The sequence below is a fragment of the Cupriavidus sp. 05N40 genome (genome assembly GCF_056397305.1).
Genome location: NZ_JBFTND010000202.1, coordinates 1 through 19,609, shown reverse-complemented (window position 1 = coordinate 19,609; position 19,609 = coordinate 1). Strand labels below are relative to the sequence as shown.

Sequence of the window (19,609 nt, the reverse complement as noted above, 5' to 3'; positions counted from 1 at the left end):
CATCAAACGCGAGTCCGTAGCGAGACAACTGTGCGAAACCATCTTGGAACCGCGCCTCTCGCATCACATGGCGCGGGGCAAAGCTGCGACCATACCCCGCAGCGCCGGCATCCCAGGTCGCGCCGTGTCGAATCCCCTTCAGCCTTCCCTTGCCCGCAACGGCCATGGCCTGAAGTACCTGCTCGACCTCGTCACCAAGCATGAGGTCGGCATGAGCGACAATGCCACTGCAAAACTTGGCTAGCTTCCCGCCAAGCATTTCACATTCCTCACCAATCCTGGTTGCAAACTCGACTTCACCAACAGGCTTCAGCGGCTCTGGGCCATCCTTACGGTAAGAGGACTTGTATTGAACGAAGACCGTTCCAACGATATTCGTTCCCGCTTCGATCTCTGCCAGGAGTTCATCGGCAAGAAACCGCCCGCGTTCGTCGTCAAACAGATGATGATGCGGATCGATAATTGGTAGCTCGGGCTCGATGGCTTCTTCACGAAGCGGCGAAACCCAAGCGGCGAGCTCATCGAGTGAGCGGGGCATATTCCCGCGGAATTCCGGTACGTAGGACATGAGATAGGGAGAACGGAGAGRGTTGCTGTTAGTCAGCACAAGGGAGCGAGTCTGCCACGACCCTGGTCAGCCTTGCGTCTGCTCAGTTTTGATTTCCGAGAGTCCTTGGCGCACTTCCACGCCAGCCCAGCCCTCGTAGTATCGAATCAGTTCACTCACATCGTCGCCATACGCCTGTTGAGCATTCGCAAGTCCGAAAAGCAGTCTGGTTGACTCAAACACCCACGGCGTCACGCCCAAGCTGGAAGCCTCGTCGCAGACAAAGCGGAGCATCCGATGCGCACCCTCGATCGACTTACCGTACGCGAACTTTCGGGTTGCAACCTGCTCGGGGATGATGGTCGCACTCGCCGTTGTCCGACCCGTTTCGATGCCGAGGATCTTTGCCATGGTGAGTGGCTCAAGCCCTGCTTTTGCGCCGGTCACGTAAGATTCGCAACCAACTGCAAGAAGCGTCGCTGACAAAGCCTCGTCAATAGCAACCATCAGCTGAGCGTCGCCTGCGCGGCTCGAAAAATGACAAATCTTTGAGGCGACCGCATCCAGCATGGGAGTTATATGGATAAGGGCAGACCCATCTCCGCCAACTACAGCCCTCCAACCCGCTTCCGCGGCTGAAGCCCAGGCGGGCACCATAGGTGCATCCAGGTAATAGTGCCCGGCGTTCGTCAACTGTGTGGCCAGTTCTACCGCCACTTCCCTTGGCACCATGCACGTATTTAGCACACACCACTTTTCGGAGCCGCCAACCAGCAATGACGAGAGTGTTCCCCCGACGTCATTTTCGTGAGCCACAACGACAACGCAGGAGCGCCTTTCAAGGCTCCGGTCTGATTCAGATGTGCCCGCTATTTCCAGAGGTCCGGCGCTTACGTCAAATCCCCATCCTGCTGCGTTCAACTTTGCCGTCCAAGTATCGAGATTCTCCGGGCAGCAAACCACGGCGACGCTCCCGAAGACCGCCTTCCGTTCCTCTGAACCTGCGGAACTCACCGGCGAAGTGCTTTCTGCCGCCCCTTTCACCGTAACGCCAGCCCAAGGCTCCAGATAGGTGATCAGCGCCGTACCGTCGCGTTCTGCACCGCCCTGGGAAACCGCGTACCGCCAAAGCTGCTGCACAGATCGCGATACCCAGGTTGGCACACCGAAGTTTCCGGCTTCCTCGACCGCGAGGGTGATGTCCTTGGCGGTGATAGCCATCCGCGCCCCGTAGTCGAAGGATCGCCCGAGGACTGCACGCCTGAACTTGTTTCGACTGGCGTTCGTGCTCGAAGCACCTGAATTGATGACATCAAGCATTGCTTCCGGATCCAGGCCCGCCTTGACCCCCAGCACGAATGCCTCGCAGGTTGCAGCCATGCCAGACGCCGAGACAAGGTTATTCAGAAGCTTCAGCGTTTGTGCCCTTCCGGTCTTCTCCCCCAGATACAGCAGAGTAGAGCCTGCCAGCGGTAGCATGGCGGCCTCCGCCAGCGAGAAGGCTTTTGCAGGGCCGGAACACATGATGCCGAGCTTGCCATTCCCAGCGGTAACAACGTTCCCCGTAATGGGTGCATCAAGAAGCGCAATTCCGGACTGTTCGAATCGCTGCGCGGCCTCCCGGGCAAACTCTGGGCCAGTCGTGGAGAGGTCGACCACTACGCGAACAGATTTACCGTGCACCACACCCCGATCGCCGAAGAAGACAGCTTCGAGTGCACGAAGCGATGGCAGGCAGGTGAAAATAAGCTGCACACGACTCGCGACCTCCGCAGCTCCATCGCACGGGAAAGCGCCAGCCTGAACTGCGGCGTCCAGCGCTTCCGTGTTCAGGTCATGCACGTAGACCGCGAATCCCTGGTCAAGCAGGCGAAGCACCATTGGCCCGCCCATGGCGCCCAGCCCAATGAAGCCTACGACCTTTGCAGGAGAACTTTGCAATTGCGACTGTGACGCTTCCATCATGGTTAGAACTAGTGTGTAGATGTTGTTCGCCTGGTGGCGGATTGCAGGCGCTCAGTCGGCCTTGGCACCAGACTGCTCGATGACCTTACCCCACTTCGAAACCTCGGCGGCCAGGAAGCGCTTGAACTCTTCCGGACTGGACCCCACCGGCTCGGTACCGGCGGTCTCTAACTGTTTCACAACTGCAGGCTGTTTGAGTGCCTTGACTGTTGCCTGATTTAACTTTGCGATGATGTCTGCAGGCGTCCCCGCAGGAGCCAGCAGGCCCTGCCAGTTGTTAGCTTCAAAGCCAGGATAGCCCGACTCCGCAATCGTCGGCACATCCGGAAGTGAAGCGGACCGCCGCGGACCAGTTACCGCGATCACGCGCAGCTTCTTCGCAGCGGCGTTGGGCAGCGTCGCTGGTGGGGTCAACAACGCAACATCGACCGTGTGACCAAGAACTGCGGCAAGTGACGGAGCCGTTCCGTTATACGGCACGTGGACCGCATCCATGTGTGCCACCTTCTTGAACAACTCCATGCCAAGATGGGCACCCTGTCCGTTCCCGGCCGATGCATAGCTCATTGCACCGTTCTTGGACTTCGCATAGCCCACCAGCTCTGCCACCGATTTGACTGGCACTGCCGGGTTGACAGCCAGAAAGAAATAGTTCGCGGTTACCTGGGAGATGGGAGCGAAGTCTTTCAGCGCATCAAATCGGAGGTTGTGGTACAGATTCACATTGATGGCGTGACTCGAGTTTGCCATGAGCAACGTGTACCCGTCCGCGGGGGACCTTGCGACAAACTCGGCAGCAATGTTACCCCCAGCTCCAGGTCGGTTCTCCACTACGATAGGCTGGCCAAGGCTCTTTCCAACCTCCTGCGCCAAGATTCTCGCAATGAAGTCTGCGCCTCCGCCGGCGGCGACGCCTACAATCATGCGAATAGGCTTGTTGGGATAGTCAGGTTGCTGGGCCTGCGCCTGCGAAAGCGCACCGAATGCACAAGCCAAACCTGCGATGTAAATGAGGGCGGATCGTTTAGTCATGGCGTCTCCTCCAATCGGGTTTTGTCGGGGTATCGTTATTCGAGTCGCCGTTCAGATCAGATTGTCTGAGGGGTGCTCTTCCGTTTGGATTGGCTGGTTCCTTTGCGCAGTTCCTAGAAGCCTTCGAACTTGGGCTTCCGTTTCTCCTTGTACGCTTGGATTGCCTCCTTGTAATCCCGGGTCGACTGAATGACGGCCATGTGCGCAGACACGGATTCGAGACTCGTGCGGAAGTCCGTGCGGAGACCTTGGTACATCAGCTTCTTGATCTCCCTGAGTTGAATCGGCGGGCCATCGGCAAGCCTGCTTGCGAACGCAAGTGTCTCATCAAACAGCTTGTCGTCCGGAAACACGCGATTGACGATCCCAAGGCGGTGAGCCTCTTCGGCCGACACGAAGTCTCCAGTCCAAAGCAACTCTAGTGCCCTGGAAGGCCCAACCAGCCGCGGCAATAGATAACAACCCCCATTCCCCGGCAACAGCCCGACGCGGACGTATGCTTCGGCGAAGCGAGCCGATGCTCCCGCGAATCGCAGGTCGCACTGGAGCGATAAATCCATGCCAGCGCCAACGGCCGCTCCATTTATAGCCGCTATCAGGGGCTTCTCGAAGTCCTCAATGGCCAACGCGACCTGGTGCGTCACGTTCTGAAGTCGCTGCTTGCGCTCGAGCGGCGTGGGGTCTCCAGCCTCGGCAGAGCGGCGACCAAGGTCCCCGCCGGAACAGAACGCATCTCCAGCGCCTGTAATCACCACGCAACCAATGCCGGGATCATGGTCCGCATCGCGGAGAGCTTCGCGCAATAGTGCAAGCATCTCTTCGCTCAGCGCGTTCTTCTTCTCTGGCCGGTTGAGCCGCGCCACCAAGACGCGGTCAACGATTTCAATCTCAAGGTCTGCCACTTTCCGTCCTCACAATATGCGCATTGTCTTTTGCAGCTCGTTGGGCAATTACCGCGCTGCAGCCTGTCGATGCATGGCGTGCTCGGCACGTGCTTCGTCAATTGCTACCTTGATCTTCCGATTGAGCCATCGCTTGTTATTGGCGAAGGCCGCCCTATCACGCTCACCAAGCTTCCTGGCCTCCTTGAGGGCGCGCTCAACAAGCTCATTAGCGGAGGTCACCGTGTTGATCAGTCCTCGACTAATAGCCTCATTTGCAGACATGCGCCGTCCGCTCTGGATCATGTCTTTGGCCAGAGCCCGCCCGCCAATCGCTTCCAGCATGCTTGCCCCGGAAAAGGTGGCAATTCCAAGGTCAATCTCAGGAAGCGACAGCGCAGCGCTGTCCGCAGCGACACATGCATCGGCTAGCAGCGCAACCATTGCACCCGCTCCGCTGGCGATCCCGTTCAGGGCGCAAATCACTGGAATTCCTGTATCCAGAACAGTGTCCTGCAATGCGGCAAGAGCCAGCGACCGCCGCTCCTTCTGTTTCGCGATATCTCCATCCGGCGGCAGTTCGCGGACATCAACGCCCGCGCAGAAGACTTTCTCACCGCTGCCCGTGAGGACGATGGATTTCACTGACGCATCCTTGGCACTCTCCTGAATCGTCCCGGCAATCGCCTGCATCATCGCCACCGTCAAGGCATTCGCCTTCTGCGCCCTGTCGATGGTAATGACGAGTTGCTCGTCCTTGAGCTCGATGATGAGGTTTTCCTCTCGTGCTTCCATTGTGTCTCTCTCGTCCGTTTCTGGTATGCGCCCGTCAGGATCCCTTGACCCCACCAGGTACAAAGATGTCTGCGTAGAACTCGTCCGTCGGTAGCTGACAAGTCGCCGTGAAGTCATCACGGGCCGATTGCACGACTACCGGAGCCCCGCACGCATAGACTTGGTGCCCCGACAAATCAGGGAAGTCCTCCATGACAGCCTGGTGCACAAAACCGGTCCGCCCATTCCAGTTGTCCGCAGGTTGAGCGTCTGATACAACGGGAACGTATGTCAGCCCAAATTTCGTGACCCATTCCTGAGCGAGTTGCGCCAGATAGAGGTCTTGCGGGCGCCGTCCACCCCAATACAGCGTCATCTTCCGGCCGTGCTTCTTGCGCGCCTCGCTCTCGATCATCGCCTTGACGGGCGCGAAACCGGTTCCACTTGCTACGAAGATAATCGGCTTGACGCTCTTTTCCCGGATAAAGAACGCTCCCTGTGGGCCCTCGATACGTAGCAAGTCGTTGGTCTTCATGTTCTGAAAGACGAGCTTGCTGAACGGGCCGCCGTAGTTGCGAAGATGCAGTTCGATAACGCCATCGCCCGCATCAACGCTGGCGACCGACAAGCTACGGCGAATGCCGCCGGGTGCGACGATATTGATGTACTGGCCGGGCAGAAATTCCAGGGTCTTGTTTGCCGGCAAGCGCAGCCGAATCATCATGACGTCATCGGCCAATTTTTCCAGCTCGTGGACTCTGCATGGCAGTCGAACGAATGGAATGCCTTTGGTCTCTTCCAGTATCGTACATTCGACTGTCACCGGCGTCTTGGGCGTTGCCTGGCAAAGCAGCGCATATCCATCCCCTCGCTCCTTTTCGCTCAACGCAGATGCCGACGATTCTCCATGGTCTACTTCGCCAGCCACAATGCGTGCCTTGCACGAGCCACAGATTCCGTTTCTGCAACTGTGAGGAAGTGGATAGCCATTCCGCATAGCTGCCTGGAGTATCGGCTCCGTGGAACCCACGTCAAGGGTGGGTCCGTTCGGTACGAAGGTCACGGGGAGCGACTGTGTCTCCATCAGTACTTCAGTCATATTGTCTTATCCTCATTCCCCATCAAGAAACCGTTGGCCCGTCATTCGGAAACGGACGGCGTTACAGGGATAATCACAGCATCTGCAGCCACAACTCCCTCCGGAAGTACAAACAGCGGGTTGATATCAACTTCCGCTACGCGCTCGCGGTTGGACCACGCGAACTGCGACAGGGCAGCCAGGGCTTTTGCGGCCGCCTCGGTGTCCAAAGGCTTGCCACCGCGGGCACCAGCCAGGATTCGCCGGCACTTAAGACTGTTGATCATCTCGCGCCCCGTCTCCACGTCGAAGGGCGCAATTCGACACGCGGTATCGCCAAGCAACTCGGCGTAGATACCGCCCGCCCCTACGACCACGACCGGGCCGAATACCGGGTCATTGACAACGCCGGCAATCAACTCGAAGCCGCCCTGAATCATTTCGGTAACGAGCGCCCCGGTAATGCGAGCATTCGGTGCCTTCTGCTTTGCGTTTTCCAAGACGGAGGAGATCGCCGTCGCGAGTTCCTCACGCGTCCGAATGCCGATCTTTACGCCGCCCACCTCAGTCTTGTGGGCGATATCCGGGGACACTATCTTTACGACCAGAGGCGCTCGCATCTTTTCAAAGATGTCTGCTTCCTCGCTGCTGTGCACAATGACGTCATTGGAGACGGGAATTCCGGCCTGACGAAGGATTCGCTTGGCATCGGTCTCGGATAGAGATGCCAGATCCGCCTCGGCCACCGACGAAGTTGCCGCCCGCGCTCCAGGAGAAGTCTCAGGCTTATGTTGCTGTCGACGTTGCGCTGCGCGGTAGTTCGCCAACATCGCCATGGCATGTGCGGCACGGGATGGCGACGGGAAGACAGGGATCCGCGCGGACTCGAACACAGCGAACGCGTCACCGACCAGATCTCGGGGTGCAGACGAGAACACCAGCAATGGCTTACTCGTCGTTTGGACGACGCGTGCCATGACTTCCGCTGCTGCCTGGCAGCCCGCTTTCCCCGTCGTCGCAAGGTTGACGCATACCGCATCGACATTCGAATCGTCCAGAACGGCCTGCAGCACAGTTTCCAATTTGTCACGATTGGCCGGCGAGAAGTAGCCGGCGGTCAGATCGACGGGATTGTGGACAGCACCGATGCTTGAGATCACGGTTTGCAGACGGGATTGCGTCTCCTCCGTCAGTTCGCAGAGCATCACGCCATCGGGCTCACCGGCGTCCGCGAATACAATGGCGGACCCACCGGACACGCCGAGCACCGCAACGCCGGTACCCTCGGGGGTCTTGTTGCCTTCCAAGGCTTTGAGGAAGTCGACCGCCTGGTGAATTTCGCGGATCTCGATGATTCCGCTCTGGGCGAACAGGGCCTTATAGAAGTCGTAGCTTCCGGTCATGCTCGCTGTATGCGAGGCTGCAGCCTTGGCACCTTGCTCGGTAATGCCCGCCTTCCACAGGAGAATCGGCTTCCCCATCGACAGTGCGCGTCGGCCAACTTCGAGGAGGGCCCGTCCATCGCGAGTTCCTTCGATGTACGCAACAATGACACGGGTCTCCTCATCGTCGAGCAACGCGTCAATCAGCTGAACGGTATCGATGTCGCTCTCATTGCCAGTTGCAAGAACGTGCCTGAAGCCGATTCCGGCTGCAGCGCAACCTAGCGCGATGCTGTAGCCGAATCCGCCACTTTGTGTGACAAGCGATACGCCACCCTTCTTCAGCTTCGGCTCGCGAGTGATACTGCCGAACGCCGCATACACGCCGTCGTGGATGTTGGCAAAGCCAAGGCAGTTCGGTCCCAGGATGCGGATCCCGGCTTCTCGCGCAATCTTCAGCATCCGCTGTTCCAATGCGATCCCCTCGGGTCCGCTCTCGCGGAAGCCGCCACTGAGAATCACCACAAACTTGACTTGTTTCTTCGCACAAGTTTCAAGCACTGCCACGGCCGCCTGCGCTGGGACACCAATAACGACGAGATCGACATCCTCCTCGACATCGAGTACCGATGCGAAGCACTTGTGCCCGTCAAATACTTCGTACTTCGGGTTCACGGGATAGATCTTTCCGGCGTACCCATTCTTGACCAAGGCACGCACAACCTGCGAGCCAGGGCGGTTAGCGTCATCCGAAACGCCCACAACAGCGATYGACCGCGGCTCAAAAAGAAACTTGAATTTGCTCATACGGTAAGGGGAGAGGACTTCCCAAAGTGATGGTGGTGTAACCCGCGACGCCTGGGTCATCCCTGCAGGTTCTCGAGTGGGGACGCCGCATCGAAAGCAGTGGCGCCATGAAGCGAACTGTAGACCCGCCCTCGACCCACGTCAATATTTTCGGAATACGTTCCGATGTTCGGAACCTGTAGTGGCGGAAGCGGCTCGTCGCACTGTTCCACTAGTCGGAACCTGTGCTATTCGGTAAAACTCGTGCTAGGATGATTGCACGGTCTGCGATTTGCCGACCAGCGCAGAAGCGCGATCTGTCTTTTACCCATGGAGAGTTGCAGATGATCTACACCCGTAGCGGCAGCGACGCGCTTGCACAGCGCAGCGTTATCGTGTCCCCTGGTACCGGCAATAGGCATTGGGGCACGGTTTTCTTTGGTCCGCGCTCGTCGAACTCGGACGGCGTTGGCCCCCAGGCGACGATGTCTGAGCTTGACGCGAATGAAGCGATCGTTCCTCACTTTCACGGCGTTACGATGTTCCAACTCTTCGTCGCCGGATCGGGAACAATTGGTACTCGCGGGCAAACGATCGAGCCGTTGACGGTGCAGTTCAAGGATCATCACACTGCGTACGGCCCGATTACCGCCGGTCCTCACGGCTTGTCGTTCGTCGCCATGCGGATGTACACCGGAAACTCTGAGCCGGTATATCTGGACAAGCCGGGCTATCGCGATAAGTTGCAACCAAGCAAGCGTCGGCATCTGCATTCGGAACCCGTCCGTTTTTCCACTGCTCCCGTACTCAAGGCGCGTACGGAGGCTGCATGGGATACGCTGTTTGACGATGAGGATGACGGTATGCGAGCGCGTGTGGTTCGATTGGGCGCAGACATGCAGATCGAAGGCCCAGATCCAAAGCGCGCCGCCGGGTACTACCTCTTTGTTGCCAACGGCAGCCTCCGCCACGAATCGGAGGAGTTGCCTCTCTGGTCTATGGTCGTCGTCCAGCCTACTGAAGAGAAGTTCGCGATCCGGGCAGGTTCGGAAGGGCTGGAAGCACTTGTCCTCGAGTACCCGCGAGAGAACCGCTGATACCGGAACCTATCCTGAACCGGCGGCACAGAGAACGGTCCGGTGATGTACACAGTAGAGAGGCCTGAATGACACAGACAGAATTGGTGCACTATGGTGTGGAAGACGGAATCGCGGTGATTTCTGTCGACAACCCACCGGTCAATGCGCTCGCTCCCGGTATGCGAGAAGGAATGATCGCCTCGTTGGAGAGAGCGAATGGTGACGACAGTGTCGTAGCCATCGTACTTATCGGGGAAGGAAAGAACTTCATCGCCGGAGCGGACATTCGCCAGTTCGGTCAAGCTCGTTCGGTCTCAACCCGTACCAGCACGGCCGCCATTGATAGCAGTGCCAAGCCCGTCGTTGCAGCAATACAAGGTTATGCGCTGGGCGGCGGGCTCGAGCACGCCCTGGCTTGCCACTACCGCGTGGCCACAGCCGGTGCAAAGCTCGGCTTGCCCGAAGTCACATTGGGAGTCATCCCTGGTGGTGGTGGCACACAGCGGCTTCCACGCCTGGTGGGGCCGAAGAAGGCACTTCAAATGATTGTTGGCGGTCGCCCCATCAGCGCGGAAGAGGCTGAGCGAATCGGGGTCGTAGACACATTGGTACCACAAGGAGATCTGCGCCGGTCAGCAATAGACTTTGCGAAGGCGATCTCCGCCGAACGTCCCCTGCCCCGTCTCAGAGATCGAAACGTCGAGTTTAGGGAAGAGGACCTTGGAACCATTGTTGCCGATGCGAGAAACTCGGAAGGAAAGAAAGGTCGATTGCTGCCCGCCCCCAGCAAGGCGATTGAATGTGTCGAGGCCGCGGCGCGGCTCAGCTTTGATGAAGGAATGGCTGTTGAAGAGCAAGCCTTCGCAGAGCTTGAGAACTCCCCCGAAGCAAAGGCTTTGCGTTACGCATTCTTCGCCGAACGCGAGGCCAGAAAGGTGCCCGACGTAGTCACATCGAGCATGGCGCCGATTAGACGGGCTGCCATCATTGGCGCCGGCACCATGGGCGGTGGCATCGCGATGTGTTTTGCAGATGCAGGCATTCCCGTCAAAGTTCTTGAGACAAGCGCTGAGGCATTGGAACTTGGACTGAAGCGCATCACCGACACCTATGCCACAAAAGTTAGGAGAGGCAGTCTCACGCAGCCTGAGATGGATCGGCGCCTGGTCCTTATCGAAGGAGTCCAGGAGTACAACGCGATTTCCGACTGCGACGTCGGGATTGAGGCGGTCTTTGAACGTCTGGACGTCAAGCAAGACGTGTTCCGTCGCCTGGATGCTGCGCTCAAGCCTGGCGCGCTCTTGCTCACAAATTCGTCGGCAATCGATATTGACCTGATCGCCGATGCTACTTCTCGCCCGGGCGAGGTTGCCGGGGCACACTTCTTCGCTCCCGCTAACGTCATGAAGCTGTGCGAGGTCGTAAAGGGGCCGCGAACGGTCCCCGCGACTATCGCACGCACGATGGAAATGGGCCGCGCCATCGGCAAGGTTTGTGCTGTGGCTGGATCTTGCGATGGATTCGTCGCCAATCGAAGCCGCGCCCCCATGATGGCTGAGATGATGCTCATGCTTGAGGAGGGTGCGACTCCGGAGCAAATCGACAGCGTAATGGAGCAGTTCGGGTATCCGAAGGGTCCATTCGCCGTCAACGATATCTCCGGCCTTGATGTGAGTTACGAAGGCCGAAAGCGCCGCGCTGCAGCAGACCCTGAGTTCAGGAAGCTTCACGTGCCTGACCGCTTGGTCGAGATGGGCAGAAAGGGGCAGAAGACGGGAGCCGGCTGGTACCGGTATGAGAACGGCGACCGTACCCCGATCGTGGACGATGTAGTTAAGCAGGTTATTGCCGATATCGCGAAGGAGTTCGGAATCGTCCAGCGCCAGTTCTCCGATGAAGAGATCCTTCATCGTGTACTCTTCGCGTCGGTAAACGAAGCCTGCAAGATCCTTGAGGATGGCAAAGCCTACAGATCGAGCGACATCGACGTCATGTGGCTGTTTGGATTCGGGTTCCCACGGCACAGAGGTGGTCTGATGTTCTGGGCCGATACCATCGGTGCCCCTGTCATCTATCGGGAAGTCTCGAAGTGGCACGCGTTGTATGGGAAACGCTGGCGCCCCGCCAGGCTTCTCCAGGAAGTTGCAGAGACAGGCACTCGCTTCCGTGACGTGAAACCCTCGAATCCCGAGGCTACCGCGTCCCAGGCGGCCTGACCTGGATTTGGGAAGGCGCGGTCCTTCCCTGCCGCCTTCTCGTTTTCCGGTTTGCAGGCTCGCGGCACGTTCTACCTAGCGCCTCCAGAGGTTTCGCGCTCCTGCGCCGTATCTGCAGCCCGATAATTATTCAACCTAGTTACGGAATGTGGCACCAGGAAGGCGACGGTCCGCCCATCGGATCGCCGCCTTTTCCTTGTGGCTTTCCTGTTCACTTTGGCCCGGACGCAGAGTCCAGGTGCCGCGCCAACGCCTCGCGCGCGCGGCCGGCAGTCCCTGCATCCACGCGGTCGGCCAGGACCTGGGTGAGCTGGCGCAACTGGCCAGCCGTGAGCCCAACATTCATGCTGATGCGCATATGCGCCTGCAATTGTGACTCGGCCCCTGGCAGCGCCGACAACATGCCTACGGTGGCCAGTTCGCGGCTTTGCCAATCAAGGTTGTCGCGTTCGAAGATGTCTCCGAACAAGTGGGTCTTGAGATATTCGCCAATGGCAGGCGCGAAATCAAACAGCGCCCCCTTTACCGGCGCGCCCGACAATTTGGTCTGGTTGGCCGTCCCCGCCGCCAGCAACGCGTCGCCCTTGGGCACGGCGCGGCTGGGCACGGCGCCCGGCGCGTCTTGCATACCACGCTGCTTGCGGACCTCAATCACCTTCATCAGTTCGGCCAGCGCGTTGAGGCTGCGCGGAAAACCAGCGTAAGCGTAGAGCTGCACCAGAATCTCCTTGGCATCAGTTACCGTCAGCCCCACGTCCAATCCTTGATTCAAGGCCACGTTTAGCTTGGCGATATCACCCGCTGCGCCGAAGGCGGCGATAGGTGCAATGGCCTGCTGCCGCGCAGTGAGGGTATCAGACGGACTTGGTGCGGTGCTTTGTGTGTGGGTCATTTCTTGGGACTCCTGCGCGTTCGGGGCAGCGTGGCTCGGTGCCGTGGCCAGCCCCAAACTCAGGGCCACGGCGAGCACGCCGGCGTGGCGGCGTTTCATCTGGGGTTCAGCGAGCGTTGTACTGCTCATCGGTGACTTTCTCCATCCAGGTGACGTTCTTTCCATCGTCCGTGCCTGTGACGGCCAGGTGGGTCATCGCTGTGGTTGGCGCGGCGCCGTGCCAATGCTTGACACCGGGAGGACACCAGACCACGTCGCCGGGGCGGATCTCCTGCATGGGCTTGCCCCATTCCTGCGTGAATCCCACGCCCGTGACCACTACCAGGCGCTGCCCGGCAGGGTGGGTATGCCAGGCCGAGCGCGCGCCGGGCTCAAAGGTCACCAGGCCGCCGGAGGCATTGATATTCTTGTCGGCAGGCCAGACGGGGTCGATCCGAGCCTGGCCGCTAAAGTAGTTGGCAGGTCCTGCCGCCGAAGGCTGGCTGCCGACGCGTGCGATCTGCTGGGCGGTTGCGGCCGCTGGCGTGGCCGCCTGCAGATCAGCGGCGCAGGCAACCGCAGCCTGCATGGCGGCGACGCACGCGGCAATTCTCGGAAAGTAGGTCATAAGGCTCCGTTCTCGGTGGAATAGAAATTCAATCGACGCAACCCAGCCGTTTGCCACGCCGCGCGGCGGCCCTGAGAGATATTGCTCATCGGTGACGTGCTCCATCCACTCGACGTTCTTGCCATCGARCGCCTCCTGGATCGCGAACTCGCCGCGAGCACCGTCGGTGTAGGCATACTAGCTAACGCGCGCCGTCGGCAAACGCGCTGCGCCCACCCTTACGGCCAGCGGTATCGCCGCCCGCTGCGTAGCATGGCACCAGCGCCCTCGCGTCGAGCCGGTCTCTCACGGAACCGTATTCAGCCTGGGCGCCACGGTCGCGAGACGCGTACCGTTGCCGACAACGAGGGCCGACAGGACGGAGTTGAATTGCTGCCACCATCAGACCGCCGCCGCTTTCTGGCTCATCGCTGATTTCCTTTGCCAGCCAGGTAGACCAGCACACGGGTATTGCCGAATTCAAGGCACCCCAGCCGACCATCATGGTGGCGGCTCCCCAGAACAGGTGACCCAATTCCATTAGTCCAAGCGTCAGCATTGCCAGCGCGACAGGCAAACACCGCAACAGCCGATACAGATGATTCTTCTGCAGCAATGCCCCTGCCAGGTAAGTGCCGACGAATCCGGCCATGCCCAAGCCCAGGAGCAGCAATGACAGCGCATCCGAACCCAGGCCCATTTCCGCCTCCAGGAACGGTCGCATGTAGGTGAATGTGGAAAACGCGCCAGCAAAAGTCAGCATTACCGCGATCATGCCAACTGCTACATGGGGGCGCTTGAGGAGTCCAAAGAGCCTGCCAAGCGGGATCGGCGCCCGCGGCGGCATGGCGGGCAGGCTCTTCGCCTGCCAAACCAGATTTGCCAGCACCAGCGGCACGAGACCGGCAAAAACGGCGCGCCATCCCAGCATGCCGCCGACGTAGGCGCCAATTGGCGCAGCGAAGGCCGTCGCCACCGCATTACCCATATAGATCAGGCCGAGCGCTTTGGGGACCGTGTCTGCCGGAACCAGCCGAGTTACCGTGGCCGTGGACAAGGCCCAGAAGCCGCCGATCGCGACCCCCAACAGGGCGCGCGCTGTCATCAGCATCGGAAAGCTTGGTGCCACGGAGATCATTGCCAGTGACAGCAACATGAGGGTCGTCGTCCCCATCAACAGATAGCGCCGATCGAAGCGCCCCGAAACGGGTACGATCCCCAGACTGGCCACAACGGCGAACAGTCCGGACACCGAGATCGCCTGGCCCGCCATACCCTGGGTCGCATGCAAGTCATGCGCAATCGGCGTAAGGAGACTGACGGGCATGAACTCCGACGCAATCAGCATGGCCACGCAAAGCGCCATGGATCCTACCGCGCTTTGAATCTGGCGCTTGCCGGATGCCTGCGGCATGGTGGAAGTTGTCATTTTCTTGATCACAAAACCAAGACGAGCGTCGTCGCTCCACATGGAATGTGGCCGATGCGCCATCAAGGGATATTCTTATGGGAGTCGTATCCGCCTGCAATCGCCCGGATACCAGAGAAGACAGAGACGCGGCCTCGCCGCGCTCCGCAGCAGTGCTCATCATAGGAGCAAACGTGGCTTCCTGGGCTCGATAGATCCGCATGCCCCTATGAACGCGATTGATCAATCAAGCGTCGTTGTCTGCCGGTCAAGCCTGATGGGCCGAAGAAATCCGTTAAGATCAACGTTCGCAATCTTCAAGACCAATCTGCAACCAGTCATGGCGCGAGAAAACATTAGTGACATTCTGGTTTTTCTGGCAGTAGCAAGAGAGCGCAGCTTCACCCGGGCCGCCGCTAAGCTAGGAATGTCTCAGTCGGCGCTGAGCCACGCCGTTCGCGGACTCGAGACCCGGCTGGGCGTCCGGCTTCTGACCCGGACCACGAGGAGTGTTTCCCCCACCGAAGCAGGCGATCGTCTGATCGAGAACGTGGGACCCCGCCTGGCGGAAATCGAAGCCGAGATCCAGGCGGTGAGCGAGCTTAGCGATAAGCCGAGCGGCACTATCCGGATCACCGCCATCGACCACGTCATCGATACCGTTCTGTGGCCGCGCGTGGCGGAGATCTTGCCGAAGTACCCGGACTTGCGCGTGGAAATGAATTCCGAATACCGCATGCTGGACATCGTCGCGGAGCGCTTCGACATCGGCGTGCGCTTTGGCGACCAGGTCGCGAAGGATATGATTGCCGTCAGGCTGACGCCGGACGTACCCATGATGATCGTCGGCGCTCCGGCCTATTTTGACAAACGGCCGGTTCCATCCTCGCCACAGGACCTGCTGAAGCACAATTGCATCACGCTCCGGTTGGCCGGGGGAGGCATCTACGCATGGGAACTCCGCAATGGCGAGGACGAGATAGAAGCGCGAGTCAGCGGGCAAGTCACGTTCAATAGCGCATATCAAATGCTTCATGCAGCGCTGAGCGGCTGCGGTCTGGCTTTCGTTCCCGCGGATCTCGCAGGCCCGCACGTGCGTGAAGGCCGTTTGCTCAGTGTCATGGAGAACTGGTGTCCGGCATTCCCGGGGCTGCATGCCTACTATCCAAGCCGCAGGCAATCCTCGAGGGCCCTCACTTTGGTAATCGACGCCATCCGCTACCGGCATTAGGGACTCGAGGGCGGCCATGACCGTACAGTGCACTGTCGTAGCCTAAAGACAGGTGATCCTCGACGAGCGCAGCAGCGTTCCGTCCCAGGCTGGCTGGCAATCCRCAATCGGGCATGACGAATACTTGAAGGCCCCCCCCCCAGGTCCGGCGACAGCCGATATGCGCGAATCGCCGTTTCCGCGAACAGGCCGGCCTTCTCGATTTCCGAGTAATCCACTGCAAGCCGCTTGAACGAGTCGGCCGGATCGCGCAGACGTTTCAGCATGACCTGCGCCGCATCCTTTCCTCGTATCACCCCGGGGAGCCGTCGCGAGAGTATTGCGGTGACCGTACCGAAGAAGCGCTCGATAAACGGTCGATCATCGGGCAGGTACGCTGGACCGAAATCCGCCGCGCAGCCCAACGCCTCGCACACGACATCGAGGCTGATGGCAGCCAAATGCGCTCGAGCATTGTCTAGCCGGATCTGTCGCTGGCAGAACGGGCGGCCACGTCGATAACAGCCAGAAGCCAGGCACCCTCGATCTCATAGCTCCTGCAGGACGACCTTTCCGGCTTCTATCTCGTCGCAGTTGCTCGGCCAGGCTACGGTGTCGCTGCAGCGGTTGGGCGAATGCTCCTGCATTTCCCGCTCTGCTGTGGACTAGCACACTGGGTACCACGCTGCCGCCCCAACCATTCGGTGCACCGCGGCACAAGCCGGCTACCGCCACCCCGGCGACCGAGGCGTTCCGAGCCCCGCATGCGATTAGCATGCCGGTTTCGCATCTCGGGCTATCCATGCGTGTGGGCGCATCGCGCTATCGCGCCACCTGCTCAGCAAAGGTGAATGTCTGGCTCGACAGTCGTCCGAGTCCCCTGCCCATCCCCCTCGAGTGCCGCGATTACGAACGCTTGCGCTGCCGCGGCGGCAGATCCGCGCGGACGCGGGGGCTGGCATCGTGAATGTGGGTACCGAAGTGCAGGCGGAACGCATTCGTGCAGCGCTACAAGCGGACGGCGAAAACGTGGGTCGCAACCATGGACGTTGCGGTTCCGCACAGCTGAAAGCTGACAATCGTTCATGTCGGGCTCGCTCGACAGATCGCGGACAACGTCACGAGATGATGCGATTGATTCTGGGACGAGGCACAGCGAGGCCTCAAGCCCCAACGTGCCCTGTAGCCCCCGTCAGCCCGCATGCTGTGCTCGCTAGCAATCAGCTCGCGATCTTGGCAGCCAAGCAGCAACGAGGATCACCACCGCAGTAGTTGGGCCGGACCTGCATGGCGGCTATATTGCGCATCTCGGCCCCTACCGCGTACGAGGAGGCTCTAGTTACGAGAATAATTATCGGCATTAACTTCTTCTCGTCGGTTTCGACTGGTTGATAATGGTAGTCGGCAATATCTCTTGAAATTCAATGACTTGGGTGCTCTGCCGTCGCAAGGTGCCAAGTCGCCGATGACCCAGTTTAGCCCAGGGCTAGCCCAAAGGCGGCGAGCGAGGGCGGGCGCTTTACGCCCTCATCCTGAACAAACCGAATTTCCCCGCCGAGTTTGCATTGGCAGCCATTCGCCGACGGTTGCCGTAGGTTTGACTCGTATAGCGACGATCTTTCCGGCGGCGAGGCGCAATCGGTAATGGATGGGCTTTGAGGTGTAGAGGGTAACGGGCGAAGCCATGAGTTCTGCCTGCTCCCCCRGGCTGGAATCATAGGCCCATCCAACCCCGAACTCCGCGTTAGCTGCCGGCGAAATGCGGGCATGCTGGGGGGAAACATTGGGAGGCAACGCGTGCCTCTGCGCCCATCCTCATATCTCATGAGAGGCGCCGTTGGTCCCCGAGGTGAATATCGCGGTAGGAATGCCCATTGCTGGACACCCCCCGCACAGATCCCGGCGTGCCCAATTCAGGCACCGGGCTCCCACCTTGGGTGTTTGACGGCGAATCTGTCGCCTGGCCATGGATGAAGGATTCGAGGTTTCGGGAGCCAGTCATCGGCGAGTCGGGTCATCCGCGCCCACGTCATGGCATCTTTCTGGCTGCGTCGCCGCAGCGAGCGCCGCCAGAGATTGGTAACGTGATAGCGAAATGCCACGAGCGCCCGCGAGTTCGTTGGAACCGCGTGATACGCAAAATAGCCGCGTACCACCTGCTTGAGCCAGTGCCCTTGGATGGGTATTGGCTCATGCATGCGCCGCCATAACTGCTCCTTGATTTGCCTGAGTTTCGCCTGCATGCGATCCCCCCGGGTCTTCCGCTGGAGCTGGAAGGCGCCGCGACGAGATTTGCCGCAGATATGTACGAGACCCAGGAACGAGAAGGTCTCGGGTCGGCCAAGACCCTGTCGCTTTCGCCTGCCCGCTACGTTGCGGCCAAACTCAAGCAACCTCGTCTTGTCCGGGTGAAGCACAAGCGAGAACTCCTCCAACCTCAGTCGCATCGCTTCCCAGAAGCGCCGCGCGTCGGCTTCATGCTCAAAGCCGACAACCACATCATCCGCGTACCGCGAGGTGATGACATTGCCCTTGGCTTCGCGCCGTCGCCACCGGTTGGCCCAGAGATCGAAGACATAGTGCAGGTAGACATTCGCGAGCAGAGGCGATATGACAGCCCCCTGCGGTGTGCCCTCTTCACTGACGCTCCACTCTCCGTCCTCCAAGACGCCCGCCTTGAGCCACTTGCGCACAAGGCGGATGATGCGTGGGTCGCCAATCCGATGCTCCAAGAACCGGACCAGCCATTGCTGACTGACCGAGTCGAAGAAGCTCCGGATATCGGCGTCCAAAATCCAGTTCACCGGGGTGCGGGTGATGGCCACCGCCAACGCATCCAGCGCATCGTGCTGGCTACGCCCGGGCCGGAACCCGTACGAGAACCCGAGGAAATCCTCCTCGTAGATCCCGTTTAGCACTTCCACCGCCGCGCGCTGGACAATCTTGTCCTCCAGCGCCGCGATCCCCAACGGACGCAGCTTGCCATCCGGCTTCGGAATGTACTGTCGCCGAACGGGCAACGCCCGGTACGCTCCGCTCTGTACTTGCGCGTGCAGACGCCGGAGATGTTCTTCCAGGCCCGCCTCGTAGTACCGCCATGTCACGCCGTCCACTCCGGGGGCCGCATTGCGCTTAAGTGCACAAAACGACTCTCGAAGCCGGTCAACCGTGATGTGGTGCAGGAGCGCGGTAAACCGCTCCTTCTTCCGCTGCCTTGCAACTTGCCGTACACGTTCCAACCCCTGTGACACGCTTGCCCGGTTCTGTGCCCGGCGCGTGTGTGGCTGACCCGTGTTCCCCTTGGTCCCCGCCCTTGGCTCCACCCACTCCGCAGCCCGTTTCCAGGCCTTGTTCGCAGGCTTCGTCGCTACTATGGCGGAGTCTGACTTCTCCCGTCCGTTCATCATCGGCTTTGGCTCCTCGCCTTCCCGATGCGGACCCGTCCGTACTGCGACTGGCCAGATGGGAGATCTCCCGGTTCCCGCACAAGGAGCGTCCGTACGTGCCAGGTTCTCAGACCACGCCGGGTCGTCGGAGCGCTCGCGAATGCGCGCCCCGCCGTGTTGCCTTCCGCGTACTGAACCGCGTCGGCACCCGGGATATATCTATCGCGGCTCAATGGCTGGCCCATACGCTCCCCTACCGACGCTTCGCCTACCACCTCGCGGTGGCCTGCGCACGGCTCGGGGCCGATGTGGCTCGCTATTCCTTCATCGTAGTGGACTTGCACCACCAACTCCTTGCCGGTCTCCCGGCGCACTCAGTATATAAAT

Annotated in this window: 13 protein-coding genes and 2 pseudogenes; 3 read left to right on the top strand and 12 right to left on the bottom strand. The window is 59.9% G+C overall.

Features of this window, described 5'->3' with window-relative positions; all coding sequences use genetic code 11:
* The 7 genes and pseudogenes from AC1DO7_RS33205 to AC1DO7_RS33175 all read right to left on the bottom strand — a co-directional run.
* A pseudogene (locus tag AC1DO7_RS33205) lies at positions 1-568 on the bottom strand (amidohydrolase family protein); the annotation flags it as partial.
* A 66-nt stretch (positions 569-634) separates the two neighbouring features.
* The gene (locus AC1DO7_RS33200) at positions 635-2,512 is read right to left on the bottom strand and encodes an NAD-binding protein (RefSeq protein WP_441620780.1); all 1,878 of its coding nucleotides are present in this window, start codon (positions 2,510-2,512) and stop codon (positions 635-637) included.
* 51 nt (positions 2,513-2,563) lie between these two features.
* Entirely contained in the window at positions 2,564-3,544 is a 981-nt protein-coding gene (locus tag AC1DO7_RS33195; protein ID WP_477117062.1) for a Bug family tripartite tricarboxylate transporter substrate binding protein, read from the bottom strand.
* Between the two features lie 113 nt (positions 3,545-3,657).
* Positions 3,658-4,446 (bottom strand): enoyl-CoA hydratase/isomerase family protein, encoded by a 789-nt coding sequence (locus tag AC1DO7_RS33190; RefSeq protein ID WP_441620783.1) that lies wholly within the window; start codon positions 4,444-4,446, stop codon positions 3,658-3,660.
* A 48-nt stretch (positions 4,447-4,494) separates the two neighbouring features.
* Positions 4,495-5,220, bottom strand: a complete 726-nt coding sequence (locus AC1DO7_RS33185; protein WP_441620785.1) for an enoyl-CoA hydratase/isomerase family protein — start codon at positions 5,218-5,220, stop codon at positions 4,495-4,497.
* Positions 5,221-5,254: 34 nt separating this feature from the next.
* Positions 5,255-6,298, bottom strand: a complete 1,044-nt coding sequence (locus tag AC1DO7_RS33180; protein WP_441620787.1) for a CDP-6-deoxy-delta-3,4-glucoseen reductase — start codon at positions 6,296-6,298, stop codon at positions 5,255-5,257.
* A gap of 41 nt (positions 6,299-6,339) precedes the next feature.
* Positions 6,340-8,466: an acetate--CoA ligase family protein gene (locus tag AC1DO7_RS33175; protein WP_441620789.1), complete on the bottom strand. Its 2,127-nt coding sequence runs from the start codon at positions 8,464-8,466 to the stop codon at positions 6,340-6,342.
* 323 nt (positions 8,467-8,789) lie between these two features.
* Between AC1DO7_RS33175 and AC1DO7_RS33170 the strand changes: the two genes are divergently transcribed.
* Both AC1DO7_RS33170 and AC1DO7_RS33165 read left to right on the top strand, forming a co-directional pair.
* Positions 8,790-9,542 (top strand): hypothetical protein, encoded by a 753-nt coding sequence (locus AC1DO7_RS33170; RefSeq protein ID WP_441620791.1) that lies wholly within the window; start codon positions 8,790-8,792, stop codon positions 9,540-9,542.
* A gap of 68 nt (positions 9,543-9,610) precedes the next feature.
* On the top strand, positions 9,611-11,740 hold the full coding sequence (locus AC1DO7_RS33165) for a 3-hydroxyacyl-CoA dehydrogenase NAD-binding domain-containing protein (protein ID WP_441620793.1): 2,130 nt from the start codon (positions 9,611-9,613) through the stop codon (positions 11,738-11,740).
* Between the two features lie 211 nt (positions 11,741-11,951).
* Here AC1DO7_RS33165 and AC1DO7_RS33160 read toward each other — a convergent pair whose 3' ends face one another.
* The 4 genes and pseudogenes from AC1DO7_RS33160 to AC1DO7_RS33145 all read right to left on the bottom strand — a co-directional run bounded on the left by AC1DO7_RS33160 (position 11,952) and on the right by AC1DO7_RS33145 (position 14,689).
* Positions 11,952-12,761, bottom strand: a complete 810-nt coding sequence (locus AC1DO7_RS33160; RefSeq protein WP_441620795.1) for a carboxymuconolactone decarboxylase family protein — start codon at positions 12,759-12,761, stop codon at positions 11,952-11,954.
* Positions 12,739-13,239, bottom strand: coding sequence for a (R)-mandelonitrile lyase (locus tag AC1DO7_RS33155; RefSeq protein WP_441620805.1), 501 nt, complete (start codon positions 13,237-13,239; stop codon positions 12,739-12,741). Before AC1DO7_RS33155 ends, AC1DO7_RS33160 begins: the two co-directional genes overlap by 23 nt.
* Before the next feature lie 66 nt (positions 13,240-13,305).
* Positions 13,306-13,398: pseudogene (locus AC1DO7_RS33150) on the bottom strand ((R)-mandelonitrile lyase); the annotation flags it as partial.
* Positions 13,399-13,420: 22 nt separating this feature from the next.
* Complete coding sequence (locus AC1DO7_RS33145; protein WP_477117061.1) at positions 13,421-14,689, bottom strand: MFS transporter; 1,269 nt, start codon at positions 14,687-14,689, stop codon at positions 13,421-13,423.
* 277 nt (positions 14,690-14,966) lie between these two features.
* On the opposite strand from AC1DO7_RS33145, the gene AC1DO7_RS33140 reads away from it, so the two are divergent.
* Positions 14,967-15,857, top strand: a complete 891-nt coding sequence (locus AC1DO7_RS33140; RefSeq protein ID WP_441620807.1) for a LysR family transcriptional regulator — start codon at positions 14,967-14,969, stop codon at positions 15,855-15,857.
* A 1,892-nt stretch (positions 15,858-17,749) separates the two neighbouring features.
* Here AC1DO7_RS33140 and ltrA read toward each other — a convergent pair.
* Entirely contained in the window at positions 17,750-19,243 is a 1,494-nt protein-coding gene (ltrA, locus tag AC1DO7_RS33135; RefSeq protein ID WP_441624501.1) for a group II intron reverse transcriptase/maturase, read from the bottom strand.
* Positions 19,244-19,609 lie beyond the last annotated feature (366 nt).